General features: G+C 64.4%; 36 protein-coding genes. 18 read left to right on the forward strand and 18 right to left on the reverse strand.

The features are described from left to right. Positions 1-4 precede the first annotated feature (4 nt). From Q0263_RS12845 to Q0263_RS12885, 9 genes are all read right to left on the reverse strand, one after another. Positions 5-454 (reverse strand): hypothetical protein, encoded by a 450-nt coding sequence (locus Q0263_RS12845; RefSeq protein ID WP_298016694.1) that lies wholly within the window; start codon positions 452-454, stop codon positions 5-7. After that, the gene (locus Q0263_RS12850) at positions 451-1803 is read right to left on the reverse strand and encodes a hypothetical protein (RefSeq protein WP_298016696.1); all 1353 of its coding nucleotides are present in this window, start codon (positions 1801-1803) and stop codon (positions 451-453) included. The genes Q0263_RS12845 and Q0263_RS12850 overlap by 4 nt, the downstream gene beginning before the upstream one ends. Further along, positions 1800-2753: a phage minor head protein gene (locus Q0263_RS12855; protein ID WP_298016698.1), complete on the reverse strand. Its 954-nt coding sequence runs from the start codon at positions 2751-2753 to the stop codon at positions 1800-1802. Before Q0263_RS12855 ends, Q0263_RS12850 begins: the two co-directional genes overlap by 4 nt. Beyond that, on the reverse strand, positions 2713-4077 hold the full coding sequence (locus Q0263_RS12860) for a phage portal protein (RefSeq protein ID WP_298016700.1): 1365 nt from the start codon (positions 4075-4077) through the stop codon (positions 2713-2715). The genes Q0263_RS12855 and Q0263_RS12860 overlap by 41 nt, the downstream gene beginning before the upstream one ends. Continuing rightward, positions 4074-4298 (reverse strand): hypothetical protein, encoded by a 225-nt coding sequence (locus tag Q0263_RS12865; RefSeq protein WP_298016701.1) that lies wholly within the window; start codon positions 4296-4298, stop codon positions 4074-4076. The genes Q0263_RS12860 and Q0263_RS12865 overlap by 4 nt, the downstream gene beginning before the upstream one ends. Further along, positions 4299-5768, reverse strand: coding sequence for a phage terminase large subunit (terL, locus tag Q0263_RS12870; RefSeq protein WP_298016703.1), 1470 nt, complete (start codon positions 5766-5768; stop codon positions 4299-4301). It abuts the gene before it with no gap. Between the two features lie 4 nt (positions 5769-5772). Next, on the reverse strand, positions 5773-6240 hold the full coding sequence (locus tag Q0263_RS12875; protein WP_298016705.1) for a DUF2280 domain-containing protein: 468 nt from the start codon (positions 6238-6240) through the stop codon (positions 5773-5775). A 17-nt stretch (positions 6241-6257) separates the two neighbouring features. Next, positions 6258-6845 carry a putative metallopeptidase gene (locus Q0263_RS12880; RefSeq protein WP_298019083.1) on the reverse strand — a complete coding sequence of 196 codons (588 nt, stop codon included), beginning with the start codon at positions 6843-6845 and terminating at the stop codon, positions 6258-6260. 80 nt (positions 6846-6925) lie between these two features. Next, entirely contained in the window at positions 6926-7180 is a 255-nt protein-coding gene (locus Q0263_RS12885) for a hypothetical protein (protein WP_298016708.1), read from the reverse strand. 227 nt (positions 7181-7407) lie between these two features. Between Q0263_RS12885 and Q0263_RS12890 the strand changes: the two genes are divergently transcribed. After that, the gene (locus tag Q0263_RS12890; protein WP_298016710.1) at positions 7408-7620 is read left to right on the forward strand and encodes a hypothetical protein; all 213 of its coding nucleotides are present in this window, start codon (positions 7408-7410) and stop codon (positions 7618-7620) included. A 337-nt stretch (positions 7621-7957) separates the two neighbouring features. Here the strand turns inward: Q0263_RS12890 and Q0263_RS12895 are convergent, their stop codons facing one another. From Q0263_RS12895 to Q0263_RS12920, 6 genes are read right to left on the reverse strand one after another with little or no spacing between them, the layout of a single operon-like run. Then, positions 7958-8323 carry a hypothetical protein gene (locus Q0263_RS12895; protein WP_298016711.1) on the reverse strand — a complete coding sequence of 122 codons (366 nt, stop codon included), beginning with the start codon at positions 8321-8323 and terminating at the stop codon, positions 7958-7960. Positions 8324-8325: 2 nt separating this feature from the next. Then, positions 8326-8703 carry a hypothetical protein gene (locus Q0263_RS12900; RefSeq protein ID WP_298016714.1) on the reverse strand — a complete coding sequence of 126 codons (378 nt, stop codon included), beginning with the start codon at positions 8701-8703 and terminating at the stop codon, positions 8326-8328. Continuing rightward, the gene (locus tag Q0263_RS12905; protein ID WP_298016716.1) at positions 8703-9233 is read right to left on the reverse strand and encodes a RusA family crossover junction endodeoxyribonuclease; all 531 of its coding nucleotides are present in this window, start codon (positions 9231-9233) and stop codon (positions 8703-8705) included. Before Q0263_RS12905 ends, Q0263_RS12900 begins: the two co-directional genes overlap by 1 nt. Continuing rightward, on the reverse strand, positions 9230-9481 hold the full coding sequence (locus Q0263_RS12910) for a hypothetical protein (RefSeq protein WP_298016718.1): 252 nt from the start codon (positions 9479-9481) through the stop codon (positions 9230-9232). The genes Q0263_RS12905 and Q0263_RS12910 overlap by 4 nt, the downstream gene beginning before the upstream one ends. After that, the gene (locus Q0263_RS12915; protein WP_298016721.1) at positions 9478-10674 is read right to left on the reverse strand and encodes a DUF1376 domain-containing protein; all 1197 of its coding nucleotides are present in this window, start codon (positions 10672-10674) and stop codon (positions 9478-9480) included. Before Q0263_RS12915 ends, Q0263_RS12910 begins: the two co-directional genes overlap by 4 nt. Continuing rightward, positions 10671-11264: a hypothetical protein gene (locus Q0263_RS12920; RefSeq protein ID WP_298016723.1), complete on the reverse strand. Its 594-nt coding sequence runs from the start codon at positions 11262-11264 to the stop codon at positions 10671-10673. The genes Q0263_RS12915 and Q0263_RS12920 overlap by 4 nt, the downstream gene beginning before the upstream one ends. Before the next feature lie 76 nt (positions 11265-11340). On the opposite strand from Q0263_RS12920, the gene Q0263_RS12925 reads away from it, so the two are divergent. Then, positions 11341-11535: a hypothetical protein gene (locus Q0263_RS12925; protein WP_298016725.1), complete on the forward strand. Its 195-nt coding sequence runs from the start codon at positions 11341-11343 to the stop codon at positions 11533-11535. On the opposite strand, the gene Q0263_RS12930 is transcribed toward Q0263_RS12925, so the two are convergent. Further along, entirely contained in the window at positions 11536-12105 is a 570-nt protein-coding gene (locus Q0263_RS12930; RefSeq protein WP_298016727.1) for a hypothetical protein, read from the reverse strand. Between the two features lie 64 nt (positions 12106-12169). On the opposite strand from Q0263_RS12930, the gene Q0263_RS12935 reads away from it, so the two are divergent. Then, complete coding sequence (locus Q0263_RS12935; RefSeq protein ID WP_298016730.1) at positions 12170-12370, forward strand: hypothetical protein; 201 nt, start codon at positions 12170-12172, stop codon at positions 12368-12370. Between the two features lie 135 nt (positions 12371-12505). Next, positions 12506-13108, forward strand: coding sequence for a hypothetical protein (locus Q0263_RS12940; protein ID WP_298016733.1), 603 nt, complete (start codon positions 12506-12508; stop codon positions 13106-13108). A 207-nt stretch (positions 13109-13315) separates the two neighbouring features. Here Q0263_RS12940 and Q0263_RS12945 read toward each other — a convergent pair whose 3' ends face one another. Beyond that, positions 13316-14002: a hypothetical protein gene (locus tag Q0263_RS12945; protein ID WP_298016735.1), complete on the reverse strand. Its 687-nt coding sequence runs from the start codon at positions 14000-14002 to the stop codon at positions 13316-13318. Between the two features lie 212 nt (positions 14003-14214). Here Q0263_RS12945 and Q0263_RS12950 point away from each other — a divergent pair, with 212 nt between their 5' ends. The 5 genes from Q0263_RS12950 (at position 14215) to Q0263_RS12970 (ending at position 16348) form a co-directional block, all read left to right on the forward strand. After that, positions 14215-14715, forward strand: coding sequence for a hypothetical protein (locus Q0263_RS12950; RefSeq protein ID WP_298016738.1), 501 nt, complete (start codon positions 14215-14217; stop codon positions 14713-14715). Positions 14716-14742: 27 nt separating this feature from the next. Beyond that, on the forward strand, positions 14743-14997 hold the full coding sequence (locus tag Q0263_RS12955) for a hypothetical protein (RefSeq protein WP_298016741.1): 255 nt from the start codon (positions 14743-14745) through the stop codon (positions 14995-14997). Positions 14998-15116: 119 nt separating this feature from the next. Continuing rightward, the gene (locus tag Q0263_RS12960) at positions 15117-15254 is read left to right on the forward strand and encodes a YHYH domain-containing protein (protein ID WP_298016744.1); all 138 of its coding nucleotides are present in this window, start codon (positions 15117-15119) and stop codon (positions 15252-15254) included. A gap of 50 nt (positions 15255-15304) precedes the next feature. After that, complete coding sequence (locus tag Q0263_RS12965) at positions 15305-15577, forward strand: DUF5334 family protein (protein ID WP_298016772.1); 273 nt, start codon at positions 15305-15307, stop codon at positions 15575-15577. A gap of 279 nt (positions 15578-15856) precedes the next feature. Next, positions 15857-16348: a hypothetical protein gene (locus tag Q0263_RS12970; protein ID WP_298016789.1), complete on the forward strand. Its 492-nt coding sequence runs from the start codon at positions 15857-15859 to the stop codon at positions 16346-16348. Between the two features lie 49 nt (positions 16349-16397). On the opposite strand, the gene Q0263_RS12975 is transcribed toward Q0263_RS12970, so the two are convergent. Continuing rightward, positions 16398-17318: a DNA/RNA non-specific endonuclease gene (locus Q0263_RS12975; protein ID WP_298016792.1), complete on the reverse strand. Its 921-nt coding sequence runs from the start codon at positions 17316-17318 to the stop codon at positions 16398-16400. A gap of 456 nt (positions 17319-17774) precedes the next feature. On the opposite strand from Q0263_RS12975, the gene Q0263_RS12980 reads away from it, so the two are divergent. The 9 genes from Q0263_RS12980 to Q0263_RS13020 all read left to right on the forward strand — a co-directional run bounded on the left by Q0263_RS12980 (position 17775) and on the right by Q0263_RS13020 (position 23861). Then, the gene (locus Q0263_RS12980; protein ID WP_298016795.1) at positions 17775-18005 is read left to right on the forward strand and encodes a hypothetical protein; all 231 of its coding nucleotides are present in this window, start codon (positions 17775-17777) and stop codon (positions 18003-18005) included. 67 nt (positions 18006-18072) lie between these two features. Then, positions 18073-18432, forward strand: coding sequence for a hypothetical protein (locus Q0263_RS12985; protein WP_298016797.1), 360 nt, complete (start codon positions 18073-18075; stop codon positions 18430-18432). After that, positions 18425-18703 (forward strand): hypothetical protein, encoded by a 279-nt coding sequence (locus Q0263_RS12990; RefSeq protein ID WP_298016800.1) that lies wholly within the window; start codon positions 18425-18427, stop codon positions 18701-18703. The genes Q0263_RS12985 and Q0263_RS12990 overlap by 8 nt, the downstream gene beginning before the upstream one ends. Positions 18704-18705: 2 nt before the next feature. Beyond that, positions 18706-19209, forward strand: coding sequence for a zinc-finger-containing protein (locus Q0263_RS12995; RefSeq protein ID WP_298016802.1), 504 nt, complete (start codon positions 18706-18708; stop codon positions 19207-19209). After that, on the forward strand, positions 19206-19514 hold the full coding sequence (locus Q0263_RS13000) for a hypothetical protein (protein ID WP_298016805.1): 309 nt from the start codon (positions 19206-19208) through the stop codon (positions 19512-19514). The genes Q0263_RS12995 and Q0263_RS13000 overlap by 4 nt, the downstream gene beginning before the upstream one ends. Then, positions 19511-20425, forward strand: a complete 915-nt coding sequence (locus tag Q0263_RS13005; protein ID WP_298016808.1) for a PD-(D/E)XK nuclease-like domain-containing protein — start codon at positions 19511-19513, stop codon at positions 20423-20425. The genes Q0263_RS13000 and Q0263_RS13005 overlap by 4 nt, the downstream gene beginning before the upstream one ends. Before the next feature lie 15 nt (positions 20426-20440). Continuing rightward, positions 20441-21616, forward strand: coding sequence for a recombination protein RecT (gene recT / locus Q0263_RS13010; protein ID WP_298016811.1), 1176 nt, complete (start codon positions 20441-20443; stop codon positions 21614-21616). 5 nt (positions 21617-21621) lie between these two features. Next, positions 21622-22071: a hypothetical protein gene (locus tag Q0263_RS13015; protein ID WP_298016812.1), complete on the forward strand. Its 450-nt coding sequence runs from the start codon at positions 21622-21624 to the stop codon at positions 22069-22071. Continuing rightward, positions 22068-23861 carry an AAA family ATPase gene (locus tag Q0263_RS13020; RefSeq protein ID WP_298016815.1) on the forward strand — a complete coding sequence of 598 codons (1794 nt, stop codon included), beginning with the start codon at positions 22068-22070 and terminating at the stop codon, positions 23859-23861. Before Q0263_RS13015 ends, Q0263_RS13020 begins: the two co-directional genes overlap by 4 nt. The last annotated feature ends 44 nt before the right edge of the window (positions 23862-23905 follow it).

The following is a 23905-nucleotide window of genomic DNA, read 5'->3' on the forward strand; positions in this document are numbered from 1 at the left end:
CTCCTTAGGCGGCAGCGCCGGGTTTCTGGGTTGCGCGCATCCGCACGCGGATGAATTCGGTTTCGCCGGAGCCGATCGTGAACTCGTCTTGCGAGAAGCCCACGATGGCGTCGGTACCGTCCACGCCGACCGCGCCCTGGCCGGACGAATTGACCTTGATCGGCGTGTCCTTCGCGTAGGCCCCGGCGGCGCACAGGATGGCCAGTTCGCGGCCTTCCTCGACGTAGTTGCCGATGGCAGAATGGCCGGCCGGAACCGGATCGGTGATGGTCAGCCCCTCGTGATAGGCGACATCGATCACATACATCCGGCCCGCGACGGCGGTTGCTTGCGCGAACTTGTCAGAGCCGTTGATGGTGGCGAAGGTGCCGGGCTTGAGGTCGGCCGCCGTGAGGCGGGTTTCGGTCTTGTACAGGGACTGACCGTCAATGTTGACGCGGCGATAGCGGCTCATTTCGCACCTCCGAAGTAGGCAGCAGGATCCGGAGCACCCTCATCCTGCGGTTGATTGGCGGCATTCGCGCCGATGGTGGCGGCGGTGCCCAGCGACTTGAACATGGCGTCCAGGGGCTCGCCCGACAGCGCATTGGCGACGACGTCGCCGTGCACGGCTGCCACGGCCTTGCGCTTCTCGGCTTCCTCGGCGCGGGCGTTGGCGGTGAGTTGCTCGGCCAGGGCCGTCTGGTTGGCCTGCAACGCCGTGACGGCGTCGGTCAGGTTCTTCAGGGGTTCCGCCATGTTGGCGGCGACGGCTTCGCTGGTCCCTTTGATCAGGTCGGCCCGTTCTTCAGCGGTGATAGGCATGTTGCCCTCCGGTGGTTGCGCAGGGCGTGCCTGCTGGGTGAAAAATCGTTTGAGAGAGTTGGCGACCGCGGTGACCCACGATTCCTGGCGCACGACGGCCGTGCCGGTATCGGCGAAGGTGATGGCGCCGCCCTTGTCCTCGTAGCCGTAGACTTCGGAGACGCCTCCGTTGCGAACGATCACGGCCTGGCTGTCGGTGAAATCCGCGACCCAGACGTATTCGTCGGCGCCGGTTGCCCAGCGCTTGCGGGCGGCCTGGCTCAGACGCTCTTCGCGCTGCCGATAGGACTCACCCACCAGCGCGCCGGTGTTGGCGGCCAGCGGTTGGGCCTGATCGGCGTTGACCATCATCCCGACGCCCTGCTCCGGGGTCGCTGCGCCCACCTCGTCCAGCAGGATGGCGTCGTGGTCCATGGCGTGGATCTTGGCGACCCACTGGGCACCCTGGGCACTCTGCTCTTCATTGGGCTCCAACTGCTCCAGGAATGCCGCCACGCTGGTATGGATGGGCGGCACATCCTCGCCCTTTTCCAGGGCCTCCAGGCGCTCCAGCAGCCGCTGGCCGCCCTCGTGCTTGCTGGCCGTCTCCACGTCGATAACCTTCTCGACGTAGATCCGATTGCCGGCCTTCTTCGCGTTGCGGTTGGTGGCCCCCACATAAAACCCTGCCAGCCCCTCGGGGCTAAACGCCGACACGAACTTGCCGTCGACGACAGGATGCCCGAGCGGCGCCACGGTGCCCTCCAGCTCCTGGTAGTGGGCATCGATCTCGGCGGCCGTGTACAGCCCGCCGTTCATGATGACGCCGGCGGGGAGCGTGTAGCTGGGCACGATCCACGAATCCCGGCCGTTGATCTGCTCGCGCCGTATCTGGCTGGCGTTCACCTGGGTCGTGATGTTGACCTGGGTGCGTCCGGCTTGATCCACCGACGGGCGGCGGCCGGCCAGCGCCGGATCCAGGCCCTCATTGACCTGCAGCACGATCTGCTTCTTCATCATTTGTCCTCGTCGGCCCACGGGCCGTTGTGCTTGGCTTTCATCACGCGCTTGGTTTCCAGGGCGCGGGCCTGGATCTGCGGCACCAGGGGCTTGCCGTTCTCGTCCACCAAAACGGCTGTCTGGGCGCACTTACAGTTGATTGCGTTCCCGTCCCGGCTGTACCAGTCGCGCACCTCAGCGGTCGTGTACAGATTCCCGTGCCGGGCGGCGTGCGTGGCGCGCGTGGTCGGGCTGAGTGCCGACAGGTGCATTTCCAGGGTGCGCAGCCCGTACTTTTCGGTGGCCTCGTCCGACTCGTCCCAGCGGGCCCGGCGCAGCGCCATCGGCACCTCGGATCGGGCGATCTTGTTCGCGCGCCGCGCCTCGATGCCGGCTTGATCGGTCAGGTTGCGAGCGATGGCGCGCGGATTCAGGCCCCGGCCAATGCCGTCGGTCAGGATTCGAGACATGGCGGATTTGACCGTCGCGGCCAGCCCCCTCATCTCCTCGAATTCGCGGGCCTGCACCAGCGCCATGCGCCGCCGGTACGGGTCGCTGCGCATAATGTCGGCCACACTGATCTGCCCGGCGAGATACGCTGGCGACTGCTGGGCGAGATTGGCGAACGCCTGGGCGGTGCCGCGCCGATAGGCCACGGCCACATAGGCCTCGAAAAACCACGGATCGCGCTGGTCAGCCAGCAGCGAATCAACCAGGTCAGATCCGTCGGACAGGATCGACGCCAGAAGGTACTGGTCGAGCCGAAACGTGTAGCGGCGGGCCTTTGTGTCTGTCGTCGCCCTGTTCGCCATCGGCTCGGCCGGTATGCGATCCAGCAACTTGACGTAGCCCCGGGAGATCTTGCGAATGCGCCGCCCGAACTCGCGCATGGCGCCGCGCTCCAGGCGATCGACACCGGCGGGGTCGCGTTTATTCGCGGGCAGGATCGGCGGGTTCGGCTTCGTCGCCATCCTCGTCCTCGTCATCCTCGCCCAGCGGATCAGGCGCGTCCTCAGGGTCGTAGCCTGCTGCCGTGCGAATTTCACCACCGGTGAACACGGTCTCGCCTGTCGCCATCGCTTGGGCGTTGATCTCGCTCATCAGCTTGGCGCTGGCCAGCTTGTCGGCCTGGGTTGCATCGGTCAGATCGTCCCACATGACCGTGTATTCAGCGATGCGGTCCACAACACGGACGCGCATCAGGTGCTCAAACAGCTCATGGATCTCGAAACCCAGGTCGCCGCGGCGCGACTGACAGCGGGCGTTGAAATACTTCTGGTCTTCGCTGCTGGCGCGCTCACCGGTTTGCATACCCACCAGTATCTTGGTCGGAATGTCCAGAGCGGCGGCCGCCGTCTGCAGGTTCACGTCATAGGTCGGCTTCGGGTCCGGGACGTTGGCCACCAGCGGCGTGACATTCGCGCCCTGCAGGATCATCAGCAGATCGTTGGCGCTGTTGACCTCGCGGGCGGCGGCGTTGAATTTCTCTTGTAGATCGGCCAGATCCACGCCGTACATGGCGGCCAGGTCGCGAAGATTCACTTCCTTGTCGAAGTTGACGGCCATCTGGCGCGCGGCGTTCTTGAGGAAGCTTTCGCCTGATCCGCCCTCGACCTTTTCCAGACTGACGAAGGCGTTGTAGGCCGGCTCCAGAAACCCGATGGCGTCCGCAGTCCAATCGCCCAGGATGTGGATGCGGTCGTAGTGGATCTTGACCTGGCTGCGGCTGCCGTTCGCCGTGGTCTGGGTGTACTGCCAGTATTTCGGCAGGCCGTAGCGGTCGGAGTTCGGCTCGGTGTCGAACTCGACGGGCTGCAGGGCGCCAGCCCAGGCCGGGATGACGTCGACCAACGCTGGATTGCTGCCGCGCACCGGCTGATCCCAGGCCTGGCTGTCGCGGATGCGCAGGATCAGGCCTGAGAATCGCCCCACCAGCCGGCGGCGGTCAGCTTCGCCGATCTTGCGCCAAAATGCGACGGACGCCAGGGGCTTCACCTTGCGCTCCCAGGCCGTCTCGGACCGGGATTCATCCTGATCATCGCCCTCGATCACCCAAGGATTGGTCTTCCAGCAGGCGCCGATGATTTTCTCGACGGCACCGTAGGCCACGCCGCCGCGCCGGTACAACTTGTAGAAGTCCTGAAAGTCCAGGTCTTCCTTGAATCCATACTCGCACCACGCCGCATTTCGCTTGGCGTCCAGCCCCATGCCTGGGTTCAGCAGCGACATGCGGGCGCGGGCCATGCGCATGTCGTTGAGCGCATGGTTCACGGCCAGGGTCATTTTGTCGGTCATGCTGAAATCCGTTTGATGATGCCGGCGCGGCCCTCGGTCAGGTAGCCCTGAGCTTCGGGGTTGCTGATCCACTCGACGCCGGATTGCTGGGGGTCGGACCACAGCGCGAACTCGTCGGCCGGGCTGCGCTCGGCTGCGATCTGGCGGGCGCAGGAAATGCAGCGCGCACGGATCACCAGCGAGACGCTGTTGTCTCGCGCGAATACTCGGAAAATGGGCATTTACCTGCCTTTCAAGAGGCGTTTTGGGATCATGAGGCCAACGGCCTGGAGGCCTCCGCCCAGCATGTCCGCCGCGCAGTCAGCCAGGGTGTCGACCTGGTCGTCGTGCTTGTGGCTGTCGGTTGCCGTGAAGGCCTCGCACTCGGCCACGAAATCCGCCACCCAAGGCGCGTCCTCGGGCAGCGCCACGAAGCCGCTTTCCAGGTGGCCCTGGATGTCCATCACGCGGCTGTACTTGTCCTGGCCGCGCAGGCGCTGCAGCTCCTTGACCGGGATGTGGTGCTTGGTCTTCAGCTGCTGGATAAGGCCGGTGCCGCTGGACTTGTCCTCGATGGCGAAATACCGGAAGGCCGTGCGCTGGTAGGAGGCGGCCTGCTTCCACTTCGCCCACACGTCGCGGGCCGTCTGCTCGAGCGCGACGGCATCCAGCTTGGCGCGCACACAATCGAGCAGGTACACGCGGCCATCCTCGCCCATGCCGGCGTGCAGGAAGACTGTGTAGTCGTTGTGCTCCTTGGCCTTCTGGGCCGTGTCCACGTAGGCCGCCCGCCACTTGAGCGGTGGCACCGCGCGGTAGCGCGGGAACCAGGCGCCCTTGATGATGGCGCCGCCCTGGGGCGTGGGCCGCTGCTGCATCTGGCCGCTGAAGACGTAGGCATTGGCCCGCTTCAGGCGCTTGAGATCGGCCACCGTGTGCTTGGCCGGCCACAGCGCGCGCTCGGTGGGCTGGTCCTCGTCGATCAGCGCCTCAAGGCAGACATGCTCCCAGGCCTCGCCGTTGCCGCCGGCCAGCAGCCAGCCCGCCAGGTCCTCCTCATGCAGGCGCTGCATGATGACGATGATCGGCGTGTCCGGACTGTTGCGCCGCGACTCCAGGGTGTTCTGGAACCAGTCGATGACACCCTTGCGGATGACGTCGGACGTCGCCTCGTCGGGCTTGTGCGGGTCATCGATGATGATGGCGCCGCCAAAGCCGGGCCGCGCCTTCCCTGCCCCAAAGCCGGTGATGGTGCCGCCCGAGCCCGCCGCGTAGACCACGCCACCGACCGTCGTGCGCCAGTCGCCCTTGGCGTTGCTGTCGGCTCGGATACCGACGCCCGGGAAGATCTGCTGGTATTCCTCGTGCTTGACCAGCTCGCGGGCGTTGGCGGCGTTCTGCACGGCGAGAGTCGCCGCATAACTGGTGTGGATGAACTCGGCGTCCGGGTGTAGACCCAGCGCCCAGGCCATGAAATTGACGACAGCCAGCTCGGTCTTCGAGTACCGCGGCGGCACGTTGATGATGAGCCGCTTGCACTCGCCCCGGTAGACGCGCATCAGCGCATCACAGATGACCTGGTGGTGGTCCCCGCGCAGCCACGGGAAGTTGCGCCGCGCCAGGAACATGTACCGCGAGAAGTAGTACAGGTCCTCCCTGGCCAGCGCGCGCCCAACGAACCGCTCCTCGTCGGATAGGTCGTTGAACTGCATGGCGTCACACCTTTTTCAGCATCTCCTGCGCGATCGATGCGAATTCGTCTTTGTCCATGGTGACCTGCTGGATGGGGCCGCCGTTCGGCCCGCTCACCTCACGTTTATTCGTGAACATGCCGCCCTGCTCCTTGGCGGCCTGCTCGAGCACGGCCGCCGCGGCCACCACGTTGCCGCGCGCCATGTGCCGGTCGTAGATCTTGCCCAGGGACCGCAGGCGGAAGGCCTGGTCCGCGATGGGGATCTCGGCCACAGCCTCGCGGAACTTCTTGCGGGTTTCGTCGAACAGGTCGCGCCACTTCTGCGACAGCTTGGCTCCGGCCACCTTCGTGGGGTCGTACTGGGCGACTTGGGTGCGAGCCACGTCCAGGCCCATTTCGTCCTTGATGGCGGCGGATACCTCGCTGGGGGTGTCGTAGCAGGCCAGCGCTTGCACGATGAAGCGCTTGGCCGCATCGTTGAGCGTTGCCATGTTGAATTCCTATCTGGTCAGGCCGCCGCCATCAAGCACGTGCCGCACGCATGCGCGATGCTGGCGCCGGATACTTCTGCAGGTCGCTCGGCCGCCTCGATCATCTGGGCGACCTGGGCGCTGGCGCCATAGCGCCGGACCACGCCGACAAACTCCTCGACATCATGGCCGCGCAGCACCAGCTTCGGCATGCCGTCCTTGGTGAACTTGGGCGCGCCGAATTCATCCTGCTCCTGGCCGATGTGGTAGAGCTCGTGCTCAACCAGCGCGCAGAACTCGGTGTCGCTGCACTGGGCGCAGTAGTCCGCGGCCAGGGTAATCAGGAAATCCGGCACACGGCCGAACCACTCGCGTAGCTGCTGCTCCTGCCGCGCCTTCTGCCAGCCACCGGCGCGGATCATGACCGGCTCGGCCTGCCCGATTACCGTGCGGCCGCGCTTGGCGAAGGCTGACGACGCCCAGAGGAAGCCGATGTCGGCGTCCAGCAAGTGGGTGTGGTCTGGATTGTGAAGGGGGCCATCTTCGGCCAGGATGGTTTCCTGAGCCCAGGCCGCAACGTTCGCCGCCGGCGCCAGGATCATATCGAACAGGCCATCCTCCAGCATCCCCAAAAGCGGCACAGGGCGGGTGATTTTGTCCATGGCAATAAAAAACCGCCCGAAGGCGGCTGTATTTTTCTATCGACTTACAGCTCTAACGAGCCAACTTTCTCGGCGGCATTTTTCAGCGCGCTAACCAGAGCATCCTTTTGCTTGATTGCATCCTCTTTGGAGTATTCCTGTAAGAGTCGAATCATCCCCTTATCGATCAAGCTTGCGAAGGAGAACTCAACCCTGTGCTCCTTGACCGCTTGATTGAATGGCGACAAGCTTCGAAAGCGCACAACAACCTGATCGCCTTTTATTTCGACGTCCGGCAAATCTACGTTGTCGCGCATCATAGCGTTCGCGTCTCCCTCAGCGGCTGAAACTATCTTTACCATTACCCCTCCTTTTTAGTCACGCCGGTTAACTGACGGCTGGAAGGTTAACTATGCCACATTCATGCGCCCCGCGAATCTCTCGGCTCAGTGGGGCGCGAAAAGCAGCGGCGGCTGATGAGGAGACAACTGGGTGGGGTGGTGGTATGTTACTAGTTCCTACACCAGCGATTTACCAGGGAGACTATATGACCAAAAGCACACGCAATTCAGGAAAGCGCTGGACGTCTGATGATGTCAAAGCGCTGAAGAGCCTCGCCAAGGAAAATACTCCTACACGAGTAATTGGCCTAAAGCTGGGCAGAACAGAAGACGCGATTTATGCCAAGGCATCGGACGAAGGTGTCTCACTAAAGCCAACCAACCAGTCTCCGTATGGAGACGCTAAAGAGAAACCCTGAAATGAAACATCCCCGCCGTGAGCGGGGATTCTTTTGTTCAGGGCGCAACTTGCCCACCGCTATTGTCTCGCTTTCTGTCCCGCTTTTCCAGACCCGATGTCCCGCAAGCGAGACACGGAGTACTCAGCAGCAGCCCCGGACACCTCCGCAGCCCGCACCAGCAACACCGCATCATGCTCAACGAGCGCGTCCATCACCCGCTTTACGGCCTTCCGTGCGGCAGCCTTCTGCGGAACGGTCAACGGCCGCCCTTTCGTGACGTGCCTGACGAGCTCCCCTACTCTAAACGAGCGCATCGGGTAGGCCTCCATCAGCTCGATCACTTCGTTCGCATACTTCACCGCCAAATCTCCTTCTCCACCTTCATCTGGAACACCTCCAGCAGCCGCGTGTAATCCTCCTGGCGCAGCACGGCACCCGTCACTTCCTGGATCCAGCGCCTGGCCATCGTGCGCCGGCCGTCAGCCGACAGTTGTCCGAACCAGCTGTTCTTCCGTGTGTACTCGGCCTGGATCACCATGGCCTGGTGCCGCGGCAGGCGTTCGTACAAGGCCTGCACGGCCAGGGCGTGATCGACCATGATGGGCCGGTGATCGTCTTCCTGCGGCACGTAGCGCTGCATGTTGCCCGGCGTCTCGCCAGTCCAGCACCAGCGCGCCCAGTTCCACAGCAGGTCGTGTCCGCTCAGCGGGCGATCTTCCATCGTCACTTCCGCTCCTCGAACCCAACGTACGACTTCACCCGCCCGCTCATGCTGACCGGCGTCGGCAGCGCATCGATTTCTGCCGCCCTCAGATGCGGCGTCGGCCGCCACGGCCGGATCCTCAGCGGCTGGTTGACCCTCGGCACCACAACCTGGCCGGTGGTCGCGGCCTTCGCCCGCGGCTTCAGGTCGGCCACGCGGTTGAAGTATTCGGTGTTCGTCTCGCCGTTCAGAGGCGGCCCGAAGACGCGCCGCGCCCGGGTGCGCAGGTCCGCCATGGTGTCGCAGAACATGCTGGGCACGCCGGCGGCGGTCAGGGCGACAGCGATGCGGGATTTGGCCTCGTTCAGGGCCTGGCGCTGGGCTGGGGTGTAGGGCATCAGCGGGCCTCCTGGGCGTTGATCGGCGAAATCGTGACCGAGACACCGGGCCGGCCCCGGTAGCGCTTCTTCGCCGTGTGATCGACCACCTGGGTGTCGTCGGCCCACACCACGCCGTTGATGGCGTCGAACACGGCTTTCACGACGTTATCCGAATCCGGTTTCGTGATGGGCAGCAGCTCGTCGGCCAGGGCCTGGGCCTGCTTCTTCTTCGACCAGGACGTCGGGATGGGCAGCGCGATGAACAGGGTGGCCACCACGGGGCCTTCGATGGGCGGGCGGCCTGCCATGGCCTGGCTGGCTGCCAGCGCGACCGTGGACTCGTAGCTGGCCGTCTTCTCCGGCGTGTACATGCGCACGAACTTGCCGCGGGCGACGGCGCGGGGCCGGCCCTTGCCCTGGGGCTTGCCGGGGACGAAGAACTGGACCGTGCCGGCCGCCCGGGGTATCGCCCCGGTATCACCCCTGCCCTGCCCGGCGCGCGGGAACGCCAGGTCTTGCATGCTCGTCGGTTGGTCATGAAAAGTCATGGTGCTTTGCTCCGTTCGATGGCTTCGTGAAAGGTTTTTTGCTTGGCGTCGAGCCACTGCCGGCGGCGCTCGGCGACGTCAGCCGCCACCGCTTCGAAGTCCGCGCAGTGGCGCTGGAAGACGGCGCTTTCGAAGTGCCCGGCGCCGGCGGCCAGCGCGCATTGGCCGTAGCCTTGGCTGGCCATGCCGGTGTGGCCGCGCAGACTGAAGCGCGTGCAGTTGATGCATTGGACGGGTGTGGGGGTCATACGCTCACCCCGTAGTCGGCGCGCAGCCGGGAACGCTCGTCGTCGGTCAGGTCCGCGGCGGCAAAAACGCGGACTTTGAATTCCGGCGCCAGCTCGTCCACTCCCTGGGCCAGCCCCAACTCAGCGCCCTTAGCCACGATTCCCGACCAGCTGCAGGGCCAGGGCTTGGATGCGGCGGCAGGCTTGCTGGCCCCAGTCTCCGGCGGCGCAGCCCGCAGGTCGGCGATGATCGGCGCCAGGTAGGCGGTGCCGATGGGCTGGTCGCTGCCCTGAGCCTTGCGGCGCTCCTTCGCGGTTTCCAGGGCCAGCAGCACCTCGGCGTCGGCTACGCCGTCCCGCGCCCAGTCAGCGATACGCCGGTCGTTGGGCAAGGTCCGGGGATCGGCGCCGTTGCGGCGCAGCAGCACGGCGATCTGCGTGGCTCGCCGGGGTGCTTCGTCGGGGATCGTCGCCGGCGGCTCCTGGGGTTCGACAGGGACTTCCGGGATGCCAGGCGGCGCGGCGGGCGGCGGGTCCTCGTGCGCGGGCGCAGGTACGTACGCACGCGGGGGAGGTGCCGCCGCCGCTCCCTTTTCTTTTACTGTCCCTGTCCCTGTCCCTGTCTTAGCCGTGACACCGCTGTGACTTTCCTTGTGACTTCCGCCTGGTGTCACAGTGACAACCTTGTGACCCTCCGTGACGACTATCTGGATTCCGTGTGACGCCGCGACCTTGCGCAGGTGCGATGTGGGAGTGCCTTTCGCCGGCAGGATCACGCCGATGTCACGCAGGGCGGCGAACAGCATCCGGCGGTCTTCGCGTTCCTCTTTCTTGCGGTCGTTGTCGCCCTCTTTCTTGGCCTGGAAAGCCTCGCGTGCGCCCCAGGCCTCCAGTGCCTTCTCGGCGATGACGGGGTGGTACAGACGCCCGTCGCCGCACTTGATGAAGCCGCGCAGCGCCACGTCCTTGACCTTGCGCCACGCCGCCGGCTCCTTGCCGGCCAGGTGCGCCAGAATGCGATCGTCGTCAGGCAGCGAGGCGGCGGGCTCCTGATTCCAGGACTTGCACCACAAGCGCAACGCCGTCTTGAATTCCTCGCCGGTGGACAGCGCCATCATGTCGCTGTCCAGGAGCCGCTCTGTGTCCAACGGCATGAATGGCATGCCGCGCAGGTTGCAGTCGGCGGGCGTCAGGGGGTCAGGTAGGCCTGTCATGCGGTCACCGCCTCATTCTTTGCGACCAGCCCGTCGAGCTTCTGATAGGCGTCCCACATGCGCAGGCTGGCCAGACGGGCGACATGGACGGCGGCAGCCGGGCTGATCTTCTCGGCGTCACGGCACGGCTTGGCCGGCCGCCTGCAGCGGATTTGCAGTCCGTGCCCGGTATCGCTGAGCAGCAGGACGCCGGAGGCCTCGGAGCCCAGGGCGGGCAGCAAGTCATCGGTCCAGATCTCGGCGGGCAGCGCGTAGTAGTGCTTCCAGACCCGGCGCGGCCACGTGCGCAGCTCGAACTGCTGGGCGTATGCGTGTCGGCGGCGGACGAGCCGGCCGCTGGCGTCGAAGTCTTCTAGGCGAAGCGGTGACCCGACATTCTCGTGGCGCCACCACTTGTCCTTCCGGGCGTCGGCCCGCAGGTCGGCGCGGCTGATCTTGATCTCGACGTCGATCAGCCGCAGGTTCTCGGTGACGGCTAGGATGTCGGCCTCGTAGCCCGTCCAGTTGCAGTTGGGGACCACGACCAGGTACTTGCGGTTGAAGGTCTGCTGGGCGAGGGCCGCGGCGATGGTACGTTCGGTCCACTTCATACCACTCCCCCGCTTGCAAGAATCCGGTCGTGACGCGATATTTTGAGGACGTCAAACCTTGAAAACGGACTCAAAAATGAGCATTCAGAACGAAGAACTCGACCGCCACATTCAGCTCCAGCGCATCGGCACGAGGCATTGGTCTTGGTACGTTTCTGTGCCCGGGAAGGGGTACAAAAATTGCGAGGAATATGCACCCACCAGGGACGTTGCAATGGAGGAGGCGCGCGCCGAAGTGCGTCATCTGCTCGAATCACGGGGGGCCGAGTAGTCATCCCCTCGCCTCCGCCGCCATCTGCGCTTCGATCTGCTCCAGAACGCGTTGGCCCATGTCCACGGCCTCAGCGACTTCGCGGCGGGCGTCGGCCAGGGCGGCCGGGCCGTGCTCACCCAGCAGGCTGGTGGCAGCGGCCGCGGCTTCGCTCTGCTCACGGATGAGGGCGGCGACACCGCCGGCCGACACCGGCGCGCTGCCCTGCTCTTCACCGAGAGCCCGGGCGGCAAAGCCCAGCGGCAGCAGGATGCGATCGAGCGCGCGCCGCCGGACGTCGTCTGGCAGGCCGGCCAGCAGCGACACCAGGAAGTTCGCTGGCAGCAGGTTGGCGTCCTTCGTGCTGTCGTCGAGCCAGCGAAAGACGCGGTCAGCGTTGACCTTGGTGCGCTCGAAGGCGTCGAGCGTCTTGGGCTCGAACCGGATGCCGGTTGACGCGTCGGCGCCCAGGGCCTCGTGGGCCTCGACGACAGCCGCGGCGACGGTCTCGCGCGACAGGCGGTGCGCGCGGCGGTATTCGGCGATCTCCTCGCGGAGGATTCCGATCAGGGTCTGCGACAGACTACGCATGACAGTGGCTCCAGGCACCAGCACAATGGCGCCGTGACAGAAATGACAGGGACGGGAAGTACGAATGGACGCGCATTGCGGCCGCGGCGACACTGCCGCCATGGATGCCGACACACGACACGAATTGATGGATGAAGCCGAGCGCCTGGCGCTGCAGGCCTTTGGTGACTACGCCGACGCCAGCCACATCGAGGCGGTTTTCGAACGGCTGGCCTGGTGCTGGCAGCACGGGCTGCCGGCCGACGGTGCCGTGACGGTGCACTGACGTGATGACGTCGCCGGGGCCAATAGGCACGCGGTCGTCAGCAGGGTCCGGCTTCCAGGGGTGTTGGGGTTGGGTGGCCGGCTCCAGGTCCGTAGAATCTGATGTACCCAAGAACTCTATGGAGAGAAAAACATCATGACCGCCAGCGCGCCGCAAGAACTGCTTTACGTCTCGCCCATGCTGCTCGCCCCGGGCTCCATCATTGAGCCCGGGAATTTCGGCAAGAACATCCTTGGCCAAAACCCAACGCAGGGCAGAAATGGATGGCCCGTGGTCCGAGAACTGATTTTCGATCAGGTGCGTTTCTTTACTGCGCCTCACCTCCCCAGCCGACTGCACTGCAATTTCCTTTTCACCAGCACCGCAGCCGCGCTGCATGGAGGCCAGGAATTGGCTACAGAAGTCCTTTCTCCATGCATTTATAACGTTGAGATCACCGATCCCGAGGCCCCTCAATGCATGGGTGACTTCGATACGCTCAAGACGATTGACGAGAACCACTTCATATCCAGCACACACGCCGTGGCGACGGCGTACTGGCATGCAGCGGCCACCAATAATTTGCGTGAGGGGTGTCTGCCTGAGCTGCTTACGGCTTCGCCGATCCGCATTCTCAGAAGGGCTAGTTATCAGCCGCATATTCTTGTGCTCCCTACCATCAGAATCGCCCCGCCCAAGGATCTTTCCAGTCCTCCACAGCCTTCCTTGGTGCATCAAGATTCTGAACAACCGTCGTGAGCGCCGTGAGCGCCCGCATCGTCTCGGAAGCGATCTGCTCAAGCCGATCAAGGCGTCGCACAATCTCCTGCGAGTCGATCGGTTGCGTGGTGAGGTTGGACTCAAGCATGCGGCCCCCTACGCTTGTGGTAGCTCACCAGCGCATGGATGTGACCAACGACGTAGCCGGCGCCAAACGCGACAGCCGCGATCAGCATGATGGTCAGCTCAGACATGAGCGCCTCCGGTTTTTTTGAATAAGGAACGAACAACATGAAGCTGGACCGAAACCTTCAGCGCGTCGTACTTCAGGCGCTTGCCGAACTCTATCCAGAGCCGATGGGCCTGACGGCTGTCGAAAGCAGGTACCCGGAAAGCAATCTTCCAGGCGGAAAAGAAAGGCTCCAGGCCAATCTGCAATACCTCGCTGAGCACCAACTCATCACTCTGATGCCTCCGCGATATCTCGAAGACCGGCGCGGGATGGCAGTCATCACCGCGCACGGCCTCGATTTCTTGGCCGACGACGGCGGCCTGTCGGCCATCCTGGGGGTGGTGACGATCAAGCTTCATGACGATCAGGTCCGGCTGATGCTGGCATCGAGGATCCAGGAGTCGGACGCGCCAGAAGAAGAAAAGCGGAAATGGCTCGATCAGCTTCGCGGAATTCCGGCCGATGCCACAAAGCATCTTGTCCACAAACTGATCGACGCCGGTCTTGCTCAGTGGCCCGTCGTACTTGCCGCAATGCAAACACTGGCGAAGTAGGCGCAATGCACTCGAACTCCCCACCCAGCCGTCGCACAGCGGGAAGGTCAAAGTGGCCGGCGTCTGTCCCTCGACAATCAGCGTGATGCCGAATGGCGTGAAGGCAACCATGGAAATGTCCACGACGAGTTGGATGCGGCTAGACATGCTCGCCTCCTGCCGCTGGCTGGGGGTGCAGGCGGAAGTACTCGTACAGTGCCCAGACAGTGTTGATTCTGGGGTTCCGAACCTCGCCGGATCGGATCTTCTTCAGGGTGCTTTCAGGCACCCCGGAATGCCTGGCCACATCCGGCAAGGTGGAGTATTTCGTCTCCCGCAAGCGGGCATGGACGACGTGGAATAGGTCAAGGTTTTGGTCCATGCCCTATTTCAACTCATATTTGGGTTGGAAGTCAACCCGCACTTGGGTTATTTATTCTGCGAACATCTCAAATATGAGCGACCGCGCTATGAAAATCCTCGCTGAGAACATGAACCGGCTGATTGGGCCGGGCGGCCACTATTCGTCCAACGCAGCCGCCAGCGCCGCTTCCGACGGCATCACGCGGTCAACATACGACCGTGTGCGCAACGGCGACAAGGCCGGGGCCTCGGCGATCGCAATCGACAAACTGGATGGAATCGCCAAGGCGTTCGGGCTTGAGGTATGGCAACTCTTCGTTCCAGGCATTGAGCCAAACACGCCGGCAGCCTCGGCTAGGGCATCGACTGACACCCCCCTCCCCTGGCCCCTAAAAAAATCCACCGCAGAGCGGATCCGCGCGCTGACGCCGGCGCAGCTGCGCCAGGTGGATGACGCGCTGGACGTGATGCTTAGGGGGTTTGAGGCTGAAACCGCCGCGAAAAAAGACTCGAAGTGATTGTTGTGAGATCGTGGACACGAAGTGATGAAGATCACGCCGCTGGCGTGGGGTTGGCCTGTAGGCCCGGTGGGCACTGAGGGGGTACCGCAAATGATGAATGGCTCAGGAATGTTGTTTTCGCTTGTAGGCTATCTCGTGCTGATCGGGATCCCGGCAGCAGTCATTTTGGAAAAAGCCGGGTACAGCAAAGCCTGGGTCATCGTGGCATTCATTCCGGTGGTGAACCTGGTCGCCCTTTGGGTGTTTGCGTTTGCAAAGTGGCCAGCGCTTCGTAGGTAGCGCCTTCTAGCGCGGCTTCGACCTCTGAGAAACCCCGATTGAGTGCCGGCTGACGTGGGGTTACTTTAAACCCAAAGGTAACAAAACCTTATTATTAATGTGGATATGTGAGGAGAACCATGAAAAAGATTATCGCAGCCGCCGTCCTGGCCGTTTTCGGCGTCATCGCAACAGCACCGGCCTGGGCGCACAGTGGCGGCACCGACAAAAACGGCTGCCACATGAACCACAAGACCGGGACCAGGCACTGCCATTGATGATTTCGTTTGGCGCCGACCTGAATTGCAAATAGAGCAAGGAGCCATGAATGTCATTTATACGGGCACTGGCCCTGACATGCTGCGTTGTAGCAACCCCGGCATTTGCGTGGGATGGGGCAGATACTGACAGCGGCGCGGCCGTCGAGATCGAAACCGGCAATCTGGTTCGTACTGGCAGCGATATTCAAGTCTATGACTACGATTCCGGCGAATACCACGACATGTCAGTGGAGTCTATCCAGCGCTCGGGGAGCACCGTCGAACTCGAGGTATACGACTACGACACCGGAGAATACCGGACGCTGGAAATGGAAGACTGACAGCATTCAAGGCCAGCATCAAGACGATGCACGGCATTTATCCGAGCCTGTGGGCCGCGTCTTCTGGCGTGGGAGGCGTGAAAAATTGATTTTCAACAGAGGAGAAGGGACAATGGCAACAGGGAAACCGTCGAACACGGGCCGGCAACAACCGCAGCCACAGCCGAACCAAAAGCAGCAGCCTTCAAACGGCGGGCGCGGTTACACTCGGGACCAAAGGCCTCAGAATATTGAGTCCGCCCAGCCACCGCGACCACAGCCAACGAAAGGTGATAAAGGATGACACAGTCAGAAATTCTCGTCCGGGTGTCACATAACTATCACAAGAAGCGCGAGCATTTTTTCCGCCTGAATGACGCCGGTGCGAAATTTCTGTCTATCGTGGCTCTCACCGCTCTGGCGACCATCCCCGGCTGGGCAGGTATTTCCGTAGCTCTAATTAGTGGCGCGGCAACTATTCTATCCATCGTGCTGGACTTTCCCGGCATGGCCGCGAAGCATGAGTCGCTGGCTACGGATTTCCTCGCGCTTTTGGCTGACATGACCGACGGCACCATAACCCCGGAACAAGCGGAGCGTCGGCGCCGGGAAATCGGCGCACGAGAGCCGACAGCCTTGCGTGGATTGGTTCAGGTGTGTACCGACGAAGTGGAGGCATCCATCGGCTGCGAAGTTGAGATGGACAGGCTCACTTACAGGCGACGCATCGCAGCTCAATTCGGTTTCGGCGAACGCGCCCCAACCTGGGAACCGAATGCGGGCGCGAACTAAGCACCGCTAGCACCGCCCTCCCCGGAGAGCTTCTTCATGCCTGGAGGCCCTACCCCAGCACTCGCAGCCCCGTGCGCCGCACGAACTCCTCGTAGCTGATCGGCGCGCCGGGCCGGGCGTCGGGGCTGTTGGCCAGCCAATGTACCCAGGAACGGCCCGTCGTGGCGTCATAGACGGCCTTGAATGTGTAGTCGGGCACGGCTACCCTGGCGGCACCGATTGTCTGGGGATGGTCGCCATAGACCGGCCCCGAGATCACATACACGTCGCCCTTGGCGCGCATCACGTACTTGCGGGTGTCCTGCTCGATCTTGTTCCAGGCGCCGCGGTTCGCCTGCGGGGCCTGCGGCACCATGTTGACCAGGCTGAAGCTCTGCGCCATGGCGTCGGCATTCGACATGTCGCCGGCTGGCGCCATGTGGCCGCGGTCAAAGCCTGATCCCCTGTAGTCATCCAGCCCGGCCCGCTCGGCCGCCGGCAGCCGCGCCTCCTTGTAGAAGTTATCGGTGCGCGCGACGCCCTGGGCGGCGATCAGCGCCTGGCGGTTCAGGCGCTCGGCGACCAGCACCGGGGTTTTCCGCTGGCCACTGTACAGGATGGCAAAGGAGGAGAAACACAGTTCGCGTTGGGCCGGCCGAGCCGGCACGACGGGCGGCGCCTGGCGCGGGAAGAACTCGCGGCACTGCGCGAAGGACGTCTGGACGTAGCCGCCTGGTGCCGCGGGCGCGGGCGGCCGTGGGCTGGCTGCGCCCTCCCCTGGCTGATCCAAGTTCAGGCGCGCCAGGATCTGGTCGACGTCAATCTGACCCCGCAGTTGCGGGTGCAGCGCCCAGGTCATGGCGGCAAACGACACCGCCGCCGATAGACATACCGTCTTGAGGAATTTTGCGAGGCCGCCGCTCGGCTGCTTCTTGCGTGGGGCCGCCCTGCGCTTCGCGGTGCGGCGACCCTGATGTTTCTTTGCTGCCATGGTCGCCGATTATAGGAGGCGCACGCACTGAAGCCCTGTAGCGTCGAATGTTCGTGACTCATCTGCACTGGGTTGATGTCATCCCAGCCAGCAGGCCCACAACAACCTGGGCACAGGAGCGCAGCATGATCAAAACCATCGTCCTGGTGCTGATGATGGTGGTGTTGACCGCCTATTCAGCCCCAGTCTGCTAACCCCAACCAGCCGCCCCTCGGGGCGGCTTTTTAGCATGCTAAAGCGGACTTCCGACTGTCACGGCCCTCCAAGGGCTGTGTCACTCACACATCGACACCCAGCGATCCGTAGACTTGTCGTCAAGCGGGTAGGGAAAATCCCAATCTCGCCATCAAAGGCCGCGCCCGTCCTGGATTCCACGAGTCCGCCCGTTGCGCAAGGCTTTTTACTGGATGTTTACACAGTTATTATTGACTTAATGAATTGGCGGAGGGCTCAGCTATGGTGGTGGAAACTGGAGACGTGCGTGGATTGCCTGTGGGCGATACTAAGGCGCTCATCGCCTCTCAGCGAAAGCTGGCTGCCCTTGTCAGACTCATCACCTATGACCGACAAAGCGCTCTCCTGAGCCTCGGAGATCTGCAGGGCGATGCCCTGCAAGCCGTTCGGGACTACACGGACCAGCTTGGCGAAATTCTTGAAGCCTCACAAGGCAACCCAAATTGCGGTTGACATAGCCCATTTATGGGTTTAGCATTCTCCCAACAACTCATATTTGGGTTGTATTTGGGAGACCACCATGCCGAAGCGCCCCCAGGCTGCCAAGCCTGAGACCATCACCGCCTACAAAGGCTTCACCGACGCCCTGACCTGCACGGGCGGCGACCAGGGCGCGGCCCAGGCCAGCGGCGACCAGGGCGCAGCCCAGGCGCTGGGGAAGTTCTCCACCGCGACTGCTGCCGGCATCGAGTGCCGTGCCCGCGGCGCCGAGGGCTCCGCCCTCTTCCTGGTCTACCGGCACAACGATTGGCGAGACGAAGCCAATCACGGCCGCATTCTCCACGCCCGCGCCGTGATCGTCGGCCAGGACGGCATCAAGCCGGACGTCTGGTACTCGCTGGACGCCGAGGGCGGCGTGGTGGAGGTCGACGATGAGTAGGCCCGCCATCAACCCCCGCTTTACCCAGGCCCGCCGCCGCGCCCAGCGCCTGGACGCCGCCACCAGCCACCCTGGCCTGAGCGTCCCCGCATACCAGCGTCGCACCATGACGCCGCGCGTCGAAATCGGCGTGCTGCGCGACCCGGCCCTGCTCATCATGCTGTCGCCGGCCATCCATCTGCCCGAGCGCACCCGGCGATTCGATCGCTATGACGCCGTGGGCGTCCTGGCGCTGGCCGGGTTCGTCGCCCTGATGTTCGTGGGGGTTTAACCATGATCATCCTCGGAATCGACCCGCGCTCAAAGAGCAAGGACAGGCTGGATGCGCCCGCCCCGCTGCCGCATGTCTCTCGTCGCGCACTGGCGCGAGTGAAAGACCGCATCGACCCGCCTACGGATTGCCCGCACTGCGGCGAATGCGTCGGCCTCGTGAGTAATGCCGAGGTCTATAACGGCCGCGAGTACGGTAATTGGCCATACGTCTACCTGTGCTCGGGCTGCCGCGCCTATGTCGGCCTGCACCCGGATACCGACCTGCCGCTGGGCACGCTGGCCGACCGCAACACGCGCGACGAGCGCAAGCACACGAAGTTCCTGTTCAAGACGATCACAGACGAACGCTTCGGCGCCGACCGCGACGCGGCCTACCTGTGGCTGGCCGAGCGCATGGGCATCGAGCCCAAGGCCTGCCATTTCGGGTTTTTCGACGTCGCGCAGTGCGAACGGGCGGCGGGAATCATCCGCGAGGCGCTGTCGGGGCGGAGGGCGCGGCCATGATCCTCGCCACCTACATCCAGGGCGTCCCCTGCCGGGTCCGGTTGACCTATCACCGCAAGGAAGAGCGCCCGGTGCTGGATGGCCCGATGGACTGGGCCGACCCCGGCCAGGCCGAAGAGGTCGATTTCCAGGTCCTGGACCTGCGGGGCAAGCCGGCGCCGGACATCGAGCAGCTGATGCTGAGCGAGGACCGCCGCGCCATCGAACAAGAACTGATCGCGGCCATCGCCGCCGAGGCCGATCAGGCCCGGGCGGATGCCGCGGAAGACGCATTGAAGTTTTCCGAATGGGGAGCATACGCATGAACGCCGTCACCGAACCCGTCGACCCGATCGGCATCATCGACAACCAGGATATCGACGTCTACCACTCGGGCCCCGGCATCAGCAAAACCGGTCTGGACCTGATCGAGCGCAGTCCGGCGCACTACTACGCCGAATACCTGGACACGGCACGGCCGCCGAAGGCCAACGACGAGACGCCGGCGCGCCTGGTCGGGCACCTGGCGCACTGCGCGATCCTAGAGCCCGCCGAGTTCGACCGCCGCTATGCCGTGCTGCCTGCGGACGCGCCGCGCCGGCCCACCAGCGCGCAGTGGAACGCCAAGAATCCCAGCAGCGACAGCCTGCAGGCCATGACTTGGTGGCGCGAATGGCTGGCCGCCAACGAAGGCCGCGTCGTCATCACGCACGACCAGCGCGAGACCGCCCTGCGCCAGGCCGAGAGCGTGCGCAAGCTGCCCGACATCCGCGACGCGCTGGACCGTGGCCGCCCGGAGGTCTCCGCGTACTGGCGCGACCCGGTGACGGGCGTGCTGTGCCGCTGCCGTCCGGACTGGGTGCATGACGCCGGGCCTGGGCGCGTCATCCCAGTGGACGTGAAGACCTACAGCAACGCCTCGCCGCTCGAGTTCGCCCGCCAGATCGCTCGCATGCGCTACCACGTGCAGGCCGCCTACTACAGCGACGGTTACGCCCAGGCCGCCGGCGTGGACGTGCTGGCCTTCGTGTTCCTGGCCGTCGAAACCGAATACCCCTACGCGGCCAGCGCCGTGATGCTGGATGACGCCGCCCTCGAGCAGGGCCGCGCCGAGTATCGCCGCAACCTCGACACCTACGCCGCCTGCCTGAAGTCCGGCGAGTGGCCGGGCTACCCCACTGGCATCCAGCCCGTATCCCTGCCCGCCTGGGCGCTGACCGACATCGAAACCTACTGATAGGAGACCGCCACCATGGCCGCAAATCCCACATCCCTTGCCGAACTGAAGCAGACCTCCAAGATGGTCGCCCGCGAGGCCGGAATCGGCAACGTGAAGAAGTTCTTCGAGAGCCAGAAGGGCACGCTCGCCGCGGTGCTGCCCAAGCACGTCGGCGCCGACCGCATGCTCAAGATCGCGCTGGGTGCGCTGCGCACGACGCCCAAGCTCATGAACTGCAGCGTCGAATCGCTCATGGGCGCCGTCGTGCACTGCTCACAGCTCGGCTTGGAGCCGAATACGCCGCTTGGCCACGCCTACCTGATCCCGTTCGAAAACCGCAAGAAGGGCGTCACCGAAGTCCAGATCGTACTGGGCTACAAGGGCCTGATCGACCTGGCGCGCCGCAGCGGCCAGATCGTGAGCATCGCCGCCCACGAGGTCTGCGCGAACGACGAGTTCGAATACAGCTACGGCCTGGACGAGACTCTGGCGCACAAGCCCACCATGGGCGCGCGCGGCCCGGTGATCGCTTTCTACGCGGTTGCCAAGCTGCAGGGTGGCGGCCACGCCTTCGAGGTCATGAGCGCCGAGCAGATCAACGAAATCCGCGACAACAGCCAGAACTACAAGTTCGCCAAGGATAAGCGCTCGACGGTCTGGGGGCAGCACTACGCCGAGATGGGCCGCAAGACCGTGCTGCGCCGCCTGGTGAAGTATCTGCCGGTCTCCATCGAGTTGGCCAGCGCCGCCGCCCTGGATGAACTGAATGCGGCCGGCCGGTCTCAGGCCCTGGATAACGTGCTCGAGGGTGACTACATCACGCCCGTGGACGACGGCGACGAAGACGACGCCGGCGACGGACGGGCCGCCACGTCAGCCGACACCGCCGATCCCGCGCCGGTCGGCCAGCACAAGCAGGCGGCCGCCCCCGAATATCTCGACGCCGACAAGGTCCTGACCAGCATCAAGGCCGCCAAGGACCACGACGTCCTGGGCGTGGCCGCCGACAGCATCCAGGACTGCGACCCCGCCCGCGCCGCGGAACTTCAGGCCGCCTATCAGCGCCGCCTGGACGAACTCGACGGCGTGATCGACAACGATCCGGGCCTGCCCTTCCCCGACGAGCCGCAGCAGCGCCAGACAGCCGCAGCCCCCGCATCCACCACCCGCCAACCCCGCCGCCGCGCTGATGCGGCCGACATGGAGTGATGGCCATGGACAAGTTCACCTACAGCGGCCCGGCGGAGATCCGGCACCTGAACTGCCGCAAGGAAGGCCCGGAAGAGGAAAAGGTCCTCACTGTGGACGTCAAGTTCCTATGCACGACCAACGCCGCGATGTTCGATTTCTTCGACGACGCCCTGCGTTTCGCCCTCTATACCGATGCTGGGGCCGTGAAGAATCCCGCCCTGCAGCCAATTGGGTTCTCGACCACGGTCATGAACTGCGATCTGACTATCCTGGGCCGCCGATACGGCAGCGTCGAGGTCAGCAAGTTCAGCCTCAAGCCAAAGGACGGCCACTTGGTCGAAATGACCTTCGGTATCAGCATCCAGCCCATGGCTGATGAGGTTGCGCAACTGGCGGAGTTCGTCGCCGACGAAGTCGATATTCTCATCGAGCCGCAGCCCGAACTGGACTTCGGTGGGAGGGCGGCAGCATGAAACTCACCCACATCGCAATCGAAAACATCCTGGGCGTGGCCCAGGTGGACGTCGCCCTGCCTACGCCGGTCACGGCCTTCTGCGGCGCGAACCACGCCGGCAAGTCCAGTGTGCGCGAAGCCATCCGCGCCGCGCTGCTGGGCATGCCCGAGCGGGTCCTGAAAAAGAAGGACTTGGGCATGCTGGTCCACGACGACGCCAAGGGCGGCAGCGTGGTGCTGGACATCAACGGCGGCCAGGCCACATTCACCGCGCCGGCTGGCAAACAGGAACTGGTGCATGACCTGAAGATGGCCGACTGGGAGCGCCAGCGCTTGGCGCTGCCCTACTGCCTGGAGCCGGCGGCATTCGCCCAGACCAGCGCCGACGACCGCCGCCAGCTGCTGTTTACGCTGACCGGCGCCACCAGCAACAAGGACGACATCGTGGCCGCCATGCGCGAGCGCGGCCTGACGGACGCCGTGATCGAGTCGGTGACGCCCATGCTGCGCGCAGGCTTCCAGGCGGCGGCGAAATTCGCGGAAGAGCGCTGCCGCGACGCCAAGGCCAGCTGGAAGGCGACGACCGGCGAGACTTATGGCCACGTGAAGGCCGAAGGCTGGGCGGCGCCGGCCGGGGCCCCTGTCGATGAGGCCGCCATCAGCAAGCTGCAAGCCAAGGCCGACGATCTGCGCCACCGCATCGCCAACGGCCGCACCGAACTGGGTGCCGCCGAGCAGAAGCTGAAGGCCTGGCTGGGTACCCAGGAAAACCGCGAGGCCGACGAAAAGGCGTTCGCCAGGCTGGCCGCAGCCCAGGACAAGCTGGCGCGCGACGAGGCCGAGCTGCAGCAGTGGGCCGAGCAGGTCCAGCAGCTCGAGCAGCGGGCAGGCACCGGGCCACGTATCGGGCTGGTGCATGACCTGGCGCGGGCGGTCAAATTCCTGACCGATAACTACGGCGGCAACTTGTACGAGCATGCCGAAGCGTTGCCAGCCTATGAGGCCCAGTACGGCGCCGTGGACGCCCAGGCCGACCCCGAAGCCGCGGCCAAGCTGCCCGAAGCCCGCAAGGCCCGCGACCTCATGCAACGGTCCGTGGATAACGACCGCCGCGACATCGAGGCCGCCCGGGCCGCCGGTGCCCGCCTGCAGCAGAACGTGGAGCGCGGCAGCCAGGCCGACGTGGACCGCATCCGCGATTTCCTGCTGGCAGCCGAAACCGAACTGGCACAGGTCAGCGCCGATCTGCGCAACCAGCAGGCCGCTCAGCAGGCCGCCGGCCAGGCGCAGGGCCGCACGAAGGCGGCGGCAGCCGCGCACCGTGACGCCCAGGACTGGCAGGCGGCCGTCGACGCGCTGTCGTCCGATGGCATCCCGGCCGACATCCTGCTCAAGGGCCTGGGCCCGGTGAACCGGATCCTGGCCGGCCTGCAGCGCACGCTGAATTTCCCGCGCGTCGAGATCGTCAACAGCGACATCGACGTCTACGTGGGCGGGCGGCCCTACGTCCTGCTGTCGGCCTCCGAGCGCTGGCGCGCCGACGCGCAGATCGCGCTGGCCCTGGCCGACCTGTCGGACCTCAAGCTGGTGGCGCTCGACGAATTCGGGATCCTGGACCTTGCGAGCCGCGCCGACTGCATCGCGGGCCTGGACGCCCTGGCCGAGGCCGGCCGGATCGACACCGCGCTGGTGTTCGGGACTTTCAAGAAGCTGCCGAATTTCGGGAGTTTCCCGTGCGTGACCGGCCACTGGGTCGAAGGCGGACGGATTGCGGAAAGCACGGCTGTCGCGGAAACGACAGCGGCATAGATCAACGGGCACAAAGGGCGCGGCGGCACGGTCTCCCTATCCCA

The organism is uncultured Castellaniella sp. (genome assembly GCF_937988725.1).
Lineage (GTDB): Bacteria > Pseudomonadota > Gammaproteobacteria > Burkholderiales > Burkholderiaceae_B > Castellaniella.

Coding starts and splice junctions, on each gene's coding strand:
- Q0263_RS12845 (WP_298016694.1), bottom strand. CDS start 454: ATGAGCCGCTATCGCCGCGTCAACATTGACGGTCAGTCCCTGTACAAG.
- Q0263_RS12850 (WP_298016696.1), bottom strand. CDS start 1,803: ATGATGAAGAAGCAGATCGTGCTGCAGGTCAATGAGGGCCTGGATCCG.
- Q0263_RS12855 (WP_298016698.1), bottom strand. CDS start 2,753: ATGGCGACGAAGCCGAACCCGCCGATCCTGCCCGCGAATAAACGCGAC.
- Q0263_RS12860 (WP_298016700.1), bottom strand. CDS start 4,077: ATGACCGACAAAATGACCCTGGCCGTGAACCATGCGCTCAACGACATG.
- Q0263_RS12865 (WP_298016701.1), bottom strand. CDS start 4,298: ATGCCCATTTTCCGAGTATTCGCGCGAGACAACAGCGTCTCGCTGGTG.
- terL (WP_298016703.1), bottom strand. CDS start 5,768: ATGCAGTTCAACGACCTATCCGACGAGGAGCGGTTCGTTGGGCGCGCG.
- Q0263_RS12875 (WP_298016705.1), bottom strand. CDS start 6,240: ATGGCAACGCTCAACGATGCGGCCAAGCGCTTCATCGTGCAAGCGCTG.
- Q0263_RS12880 (WP_298019083.1), bottom strand. CDS start 6,845: ATGCTGGAGGATGGCCTGTTCGATATGATCCTGGCGCCGGCGGCGAAC.
- Q0263_RS12885 (WP_298016708.1), bottom strand. CDS start 7,180: ATGATGCGCGACAACGTAGATTTGCCGGACGTCGAAATAAAAGGCGAT.
- Q0263_RS12890 (WP_298016710.1), top strand. CDS start 7,408: ATGACCAAAAGCACACGCAATTCAGGAAAGCGCTGGACGTCTGATGAT.
- Q0263_RS12895 (WP_298016711.1), bottom strand. CDS start 8,323: ATGGAAGATCGCCCGCTGAGCGGACACGACCTGCTGTGGAACTGGGCG.
- Q0263_RS12900 (WP_298016714.1), bottom strand. CDS start 8,703: ATGCCCTACACCCCAGCCCAGCGCCAGGCCCTGAACGAGGCCAAATCC.
- Q0263_RS12905 (WP_298016716.1), bottom strand. CDS start 9,233: ATGACTTTTCATGACCAACCGACGAGCATGCAAGACCTGGCGTTCCCG.
- Q0263_RS12910 (WP_298016718.1), bottom strand. CDS start 9,481: ATGACCCCCACACCCGTCCAATGCATCAACTGCACGCGCTTCAGTCTG.
- Q0263_RS12915 (WP_298016721.1), bottom strand. CDS start 10,674: ATGACAGGCCTACCTGACCCCCTGACGCCCGCCGACTGCAACCTGCGC.
- Q0263_RS12920 (WP_298016723.1), bottom strand. CDS start 11,264: ATGAAGTGGACCGAACGTACCATCGCCGCGGCCCTCGCCCAGCAGACC.
- Q0263_RS12925 (WP_298016725.1), top strand. CDS start 11,341: ATGAGCATTCAGAACGAAGAACTCGACCGCCACATTCAGCTCCAGCGC.
- Q0263_RS12930 (WP_298016727.1), bottom strand. CDS start 12,105: ATGCGTAGTCTGTCGCAGACCCTGATCGGAATCCTCCGCGAGGAGATC.
- Q0263_RS12935 (WP_298016730.1), top strand. CDS start 12,170: ATGGACGCGCATTGCGGCCGCGGCGACACTGCCGCCATGGATGCCGAC.
- Q0263_RS12940 (WP_298016733.1), top strand. CDS start 12,506: ATGACCGCCAGCGCGCCGCAAGAACTGCTTTACGTCTCGCCCATGCTG.
- Q0263_RS12945 (WP_298016735.1), bottom strand. CDS start 14,002: ATGTCTAGCCGCATCCAACTCGTCGTGGACATTTCCATGGTTGCCTTC.
- Q0263_RS12950 (WP_298016738.1), top strand. CDS start 14,215: ATGCCCTATTTCAACTCATATTTGGGTTGGAAGTCAACCCGCACTTGG.
- Q0263_RS12955 (WP_298016741.1), top strand. CDS start 14,743: ATGAAGATCACGCCGCTGGCGTGGGGTTGGCCTGTAGGCCCGGTGGGC.
- Q0263_RS12960 (WP_298016744.1), top strand. CDS start 15,117: ATGAAAAAGATTATCGCAGCCGCCGTCCTGGCCGTTTTCGGCGTCATC.
- Q0263_RS12965 (WP_298016772.1), top strand. CDS start 15,305: ATGTCATTTATACGGGCACTGGCCCTGACATGCTGCGTTGTAGCAACC.
- Q0263_RS12970 (WP_298016789.1), top strand. CDS start 15,857: ATGACACAGTCAGAAATTCTCGTCCGGGTGTCACATAACTATCACAAG.
- Q0263_RS12975 (WP_298016792.1), bottom strand. CDS start 17,318: ATGGCAGCAAAGAAACATCAGGGTCGCCGCACCGCGAAGCGCAGGGCG.
- Q0263_RS12980 (WP_298016795.1), top strand. CDS start 17,775: ATGGTGGTGGAAACTGGAGACGTGCGTGGATTGCCTGTGGGCGATACT.
- Q0263_RS12985 (WP_298016797.1), top strand. CDS start 18,073: ATGCCGAAGCGCCCCCAGGCTGCCAAGCCTGAGACCATCACCGCCTAC.
- Q0263_RS12990 (WP_298016800.1), top strand. CDS start 18,425: ATGAGTAGGCCCGCCATCAACCCCCGCTTTACCCAGGCCCGCCGCCGC.
- Q0263_RS12995 (WP_298016802.1), top strand. CDS start 18,706: ATGATCATCCTCGGAATCGACCCGCGCTCAAAGAGCAAGGACAGGCTG.
- Q0263_RS13000 (WP_298016805.1), top strand. CDS start 19,206: ATGATCCTCGCCACCTACATCCAGGGCGTCCCCTGCCGGGTCCGGTTG.
- Q0263_RS13005 (WP_298016808.1), top strand. CDS start 19,511: ATGAACGCCGTCACCGAACCCGTCGACCCGATCGGCATCATCGACAAC.
- recT (WP_298016811.1), top strand. CDS start 20,441: ATGGCCGCAAATCCCACATCCCTTGCCGAACTGAAGCAGACCTCCAAG.
- Q0263_RS13015 (WP_298016812.1), top strand. CDS start 21,622: ATGGACAAGTTCACCTACAGCGGCCCGGCGGAGATCCGGCACCTGAAC.
- Q0263_RS13020 (WP_298016815.1), top strand. CDS start 22,068: ATGAAACTCACCCACATCGCAATCGAAAACATCCTGGGCGTGGCCCAG.